The sequence below is a fragment of the Methylorubrum sp. POS3 genome, assembly GCF_043352485.1.
Taxonomy (GTDB): domain Bacteria; phylum Pseudomonadota; class Alphaproteobacteria; order Rhizobiales; family Beijerinckiaceae; genus Methylobacterium; species Methylobacterium suomiense.
The window spans coordinates 1-4,656 of record NZ_JAPRBT010000002.1; the positions used below are offsets into that span (position 1 = coordinate 1).

Below are 4,656 nucleotides of genomic sequence, written 5' to 3' on the forward strand. Positions count from 1 at the left end.
GCCTGATCGACCTCCTCGGCGAGGGCGAGATCGTCGGCGTGCGCGGCGGGCTCAAGGGCGTCTACCTCAACGACGTGCCGGTCGAGAACGCCGACGGCAGCAGCAACTTCAAGGGGCTGTCGGCCGAGTTCCGGGTCGGTGCCCCCGACCAGACCTATATGCCAGGCTATGCCGACGTGCAGACGCCGCGCGAGGTCGGGATCCGTGTCACCCAGGCGACCCCGGTCGTGGTCTCGATCACCGACACCGATGTCGACCGCGTCCGGGTCACGGTGCAGATCCCGTCGCTGTTCCTGGCTAAGGCCGACGGGCCGGTCCGGGCCAACACGCTGACCTACCGGATCGAGGCGCGCTACAGCGGCGGGCCGTGGGTCGACGCGCTCGGCGACCTGACGCTGACCGGCAAGACCACCTCGGGCTACTTCCGTTCGCACGAGATCCCGCTGCCGCGCAATCCGGCCGGCGCCTCGGCTCCGTGGCAGGTCCGGGTGGTGCGGGTCTCGCCCGACACCGACGCGTTCAACGCCAGCCAGTCGAAGGTCACCAGCCAGTCGGACCTGGTGTTCGCCTCGACCACCTCGATCGTCGACGCGAAGTTCAGCTACCCGCACTCGGCCGTGGTCGGCCTGACCGCGCAGGCCTCCGCCTTCGGCACCAGCGTGCCGGCCCGAACCTACCTCGTCGCTGGCGTGCGCATGCCGATCCCGTCGAACTACGATCCGGCGACGCGGACCTATACCGGGATCTGGGACGGCACGTTCGGGGAAGGCTTCACCGACAATCCGGCCTGGGCGCTGCACCTGATCCTGCGCGACGACCGGTTCGGGCTCGGCGCGTTCATCGACACCGCGGCGATCGACAAGTGGGCGCTCTACGAGATCGCCCGCTACTGCGACGCGCTCGTCCCCGACGGCCGGGGCGGGCTGGAGCCGCGCCACACCTTCAACGGCGTGATCGCGACCCAGCAGGAGGCGTTCGAGCTGTTGCAGCTCATCGCCCAGATCTTCCGCGGCACGGTGTTCTGGTCGTCGGGCACGGTGACGGCGAGCCAGGACCGCCCGGGCGATCCAATCCTGCTCGTCACCGAGGCCAACGTCCTCGACGGCACGTTCTCCTACGCCAGCACCGGGCGGCGCGCCCGCCACACGGTCGCGCTCGTCGCCTGGAACGACCCGGACAATCTCTACAAGCCGGCGATCGAGGTGGTCGAGGATGCCGAGGGCGTCGCCCGCTACGGCTACAATCCGACCCGGATCGATCTGCTCGGCTGCACCTCGCGCGGCCAGGCCCACCGCGCCGGCCGGTGGCTCTTGTTCACCGAGTTGCACCAGACCCAGATCGTCTCGTATCGGGCCGGCCTCGATCACGCGGTCGCCCGCCCCGGCGACCTCGTCGCGATCCAGGATCCGCAGATCGCCAATCTCGACCTGTCGGGCCGGCTGCTGGCGGGCTCGAGCCTGACGCGGCTCGTGCTCGACCGCCCCGTCACGCTCGCCGCCGGGGCGAGCTACGCGATCTCGGTCACCCTCCCGGACGGTACGGTCGAGGAGCGGGCGATCGAGACGGGGGCCGGCACCGTCACCACGGTGGCGCTGGCCGCCGCGCTGACGCAGGTGCCCGATCCGGCGGCGGTCTGGCTCATCGCCGGCCCGGTCGAGCCGCAGCTCTACCGCATCGTCTCGATCCGCGAGGAGGAGCCGCACGTCTACGCGGTCTCGGCCCTGCAGCATGAGCCAGGCAAGTACGATGCGATCGATCGCGGGGCGGCGTTCGAGCCCTCGACGATCACCGCGTTCCCGGCCGTGGTCGCGCCGCCGAGGGACCTGACCGTGCGCGAGAGCCAGTACAGCGAGCGGGGACAGGCCAAGCAGGCCCTGACCCTGTCGTGGACGGCGGGTCAGCCGTTCAACGCCGTGGCCCACACCGTGACCGCGATCCGGCCGTCCGGTGCCGTGGTCACGTCGCGCACGCCGAGCACCTCGATCGACTTCACCGACGCCGAGACCGGTGAGTGGAAATTCACGGTGGTGACGACGGGCCTGAACGGCAACGCGTCTATAGCGACGGAGAAAGCCTACACCGTCATCGGGTGGGCCGGGCAGGCGCCCGCCACGGTCACAGGTCTGTCGGTGAAGGGGGGCGGCCACACGTTCTCCGGCCGCTCATGCTCGCTCACCTGGGCGAACAAGCTTGCCGACGGCGTCTCCCCCTACCCGATCCGGAACGTCGTCTACGTCTACGATGCCTTTACGGCCAAGCTCTTGCACCGCGAGATGTTACCGGTCGGCCAGACCGAATGGAGCTACGATTACAACGTCAACGTCAACGAGGGCGGCCCGCGCCGGCAGTTCCGCGTGTCGGTCTGTGCGCTCTCGGCCGAGGACGGCGAGGGTCCGCCCGCCTCGCTGCTGGTGTCGAACCCGCCGCCGGGCATCATCGTGCCGACCCTCAACGCCAACTCCGAGACAATCTTCGTCGAGTTGCCGAAGGTCGCCGACCTAGATTTCGAGGGCTACCTCGTATGGGTGTCGGAAACCCCCAACATCAATCCGGCCACGGCTCAGAGCTACGAAGTCCGGAACGGGGTTTTCACTTTCGCAGGGACCCCGAACAAGACGTATTACGTCCGCGCGGCGGCCTACGACGCGTTCTCGAAGAACCCGGCCGAGCTCAACGTCTCGGCGGAGGTGGCCAAGACCGTCTCGATCGAGCTGTTCGACACCAGCGCGCCGGCGCGCCCGGGCCAGCCGACGCTGGCCTCGAGCGCCGAGACCGGCCTCGACGGCAGCCTGAGCGCGAGCGTCCGGGCGACCTGGGCGGCGGTCACCAGCGCCAACCTCTCGCATTACGAGGTCGCCTGGCAGATCGGCTCCGGCGATTGGGAGACTCGCAAGGTCGAGACCCACGCGGCGACGATGCGCGGCTTCCGGCCGGCGAGCGCGGTGAACGCCAAGGTTCGATCGGTCTCGAAGGCGGGCGTGCCGTCGGATTACGGCCCGGTCGGGTCCGTGACCACGGCCAAGAGCACGCTCGCCCCGGGCAACCCGACGAATCCGAGCGTCTCGGGCCGGTTCCAGCGCGTCGTGATCACCTTCGCGCCGCCGGCCGATCGAGATCTCGACTACATCGAGGTCTGGGGTTTCGACGGCGTCTCGAGCGCGGCCACGCCGCCATCGGGCTCGACCTTGGTTGGACGCGTTCCCTACGGCCAGGCGGCCTACTGGGACGACATGCCGACCACGGGCCAGCGGACCTACTGGCTGCGCGCGCGCAACACCTCCGACCTCGTCGCGTCGAGCTATCTATGGGCCGGCACCGCCCAGACGGCGGCCCTCGACGGCGCACAGATCGCTGCCGGCACCGTCGACGCAACCCGGATGGCTGCAGGCCTCGAGGTGCCGCGCGTGGTCACGAGCCTGCCGACGACCAAGACCGGCCAGTTCGTGACCCTTCAAAGCGACGGCAAGCTTTATCGCTGGGATGCTGCGCTGGCCAAGTATGTGCCGGCCTCACTCCAGGTCTCGGAGATTGCCGGGCTCACCGGCAACCAGATCGCCAACCGCACCATTGCGGCCGGCCACGTCGTCGCCAACGCGCTCACCGGCAACGAGATACAGGCGAATTCGGTCAACGCCGATCGCCTCGTCGCCAGTTCGATCACCGCCGCACAGATCCGGGCCGGAGCCGTCGGGGCCGATCAGATCGCGGCCGGGGCGATCACCGCCTCGAAACTTGCGATCAACGGCGCCAACATGGCGTTCAACCCCGATATGGCACAGGGTACCCGCGGCTGGCATAAGTGGCACGGCTGGAACAGCGACCCCGCCGCCTATAGCCCTGTGTATGTTGATCCGGTTTGGTGCCCGGCTGGGTTCAAGGCTGCCGCGATCGCCTACTACAAGCTGGCGTCGCAGGCGACCCATCACTGGTTCGGCTTGCAGCAGACGCGCCTAAGCGCCAATGGCGATCGGGCGGATTACCCGATCGTCGGCGGCACGACCTACGAATTCTCGGCCTATGTGCAGGCGCACCGGTGCATCGGCCGGATCTACGTCGATTTCCTCAACGCCTCCCACCAGTATGTCGGCACGCGTTTCGTCGAGCTCGCCACGGGGGGGCAGGCCGGTTGGAGTGAGCAGGACCACCCGCGGATCACGTTGATCGCCAAGGCCCCCGCCGACGCGACCTACTGCCAAGTCTTCTTCATGGCTGGACAGATCAGCGGTGACTGGCCGTATCTGTTCGTGACCGGCTTCATGATGGCCGCGACGCGGGACGGGGCAACCGAGACGAGCCCGTATCAGCCGCCCAGCGCGACCCTGATCGATGGCGGCAACCTCTTCACCAACTCGCTGCACGCCGATCGCATCGCCGCCGGCACGATCACCACTGACCGGCTCCAGGCCGGCGCCATCCATGTCGACACCATCGCGGCCAACGGCAGCATCTCGGCCGCCAAGCTCGCCGTCGATGTGCTGACGGCCAACGCGATCACGGTCTCGGGCGGGACGAAGCTCTCATCCTGGGCCACGGGCACGCAGATCAACGGCGGCGCGATCAAGGCCGACAGCATCGATGCCAGCCGCCTCGCCATCGGCAGCCGGGCCATCCAGATCGCCGGCCTCGACTTCGAGTGCGTGCGCGACGGCAACGGCA

General features: G+C 68.7%; 1 protein-coding gene. It reads left to right on the plus strand.

The genetic code is table 11. From position 1 onward, the window contains the following. Positions 1 to 4,656, plus strand: a 4,656-nt coding sequence (locus OWC43_RS23080; RefSeq protein WP_393958630.1) for a phage tail protein, incomplete at both ends; no start/stop codon positions are given.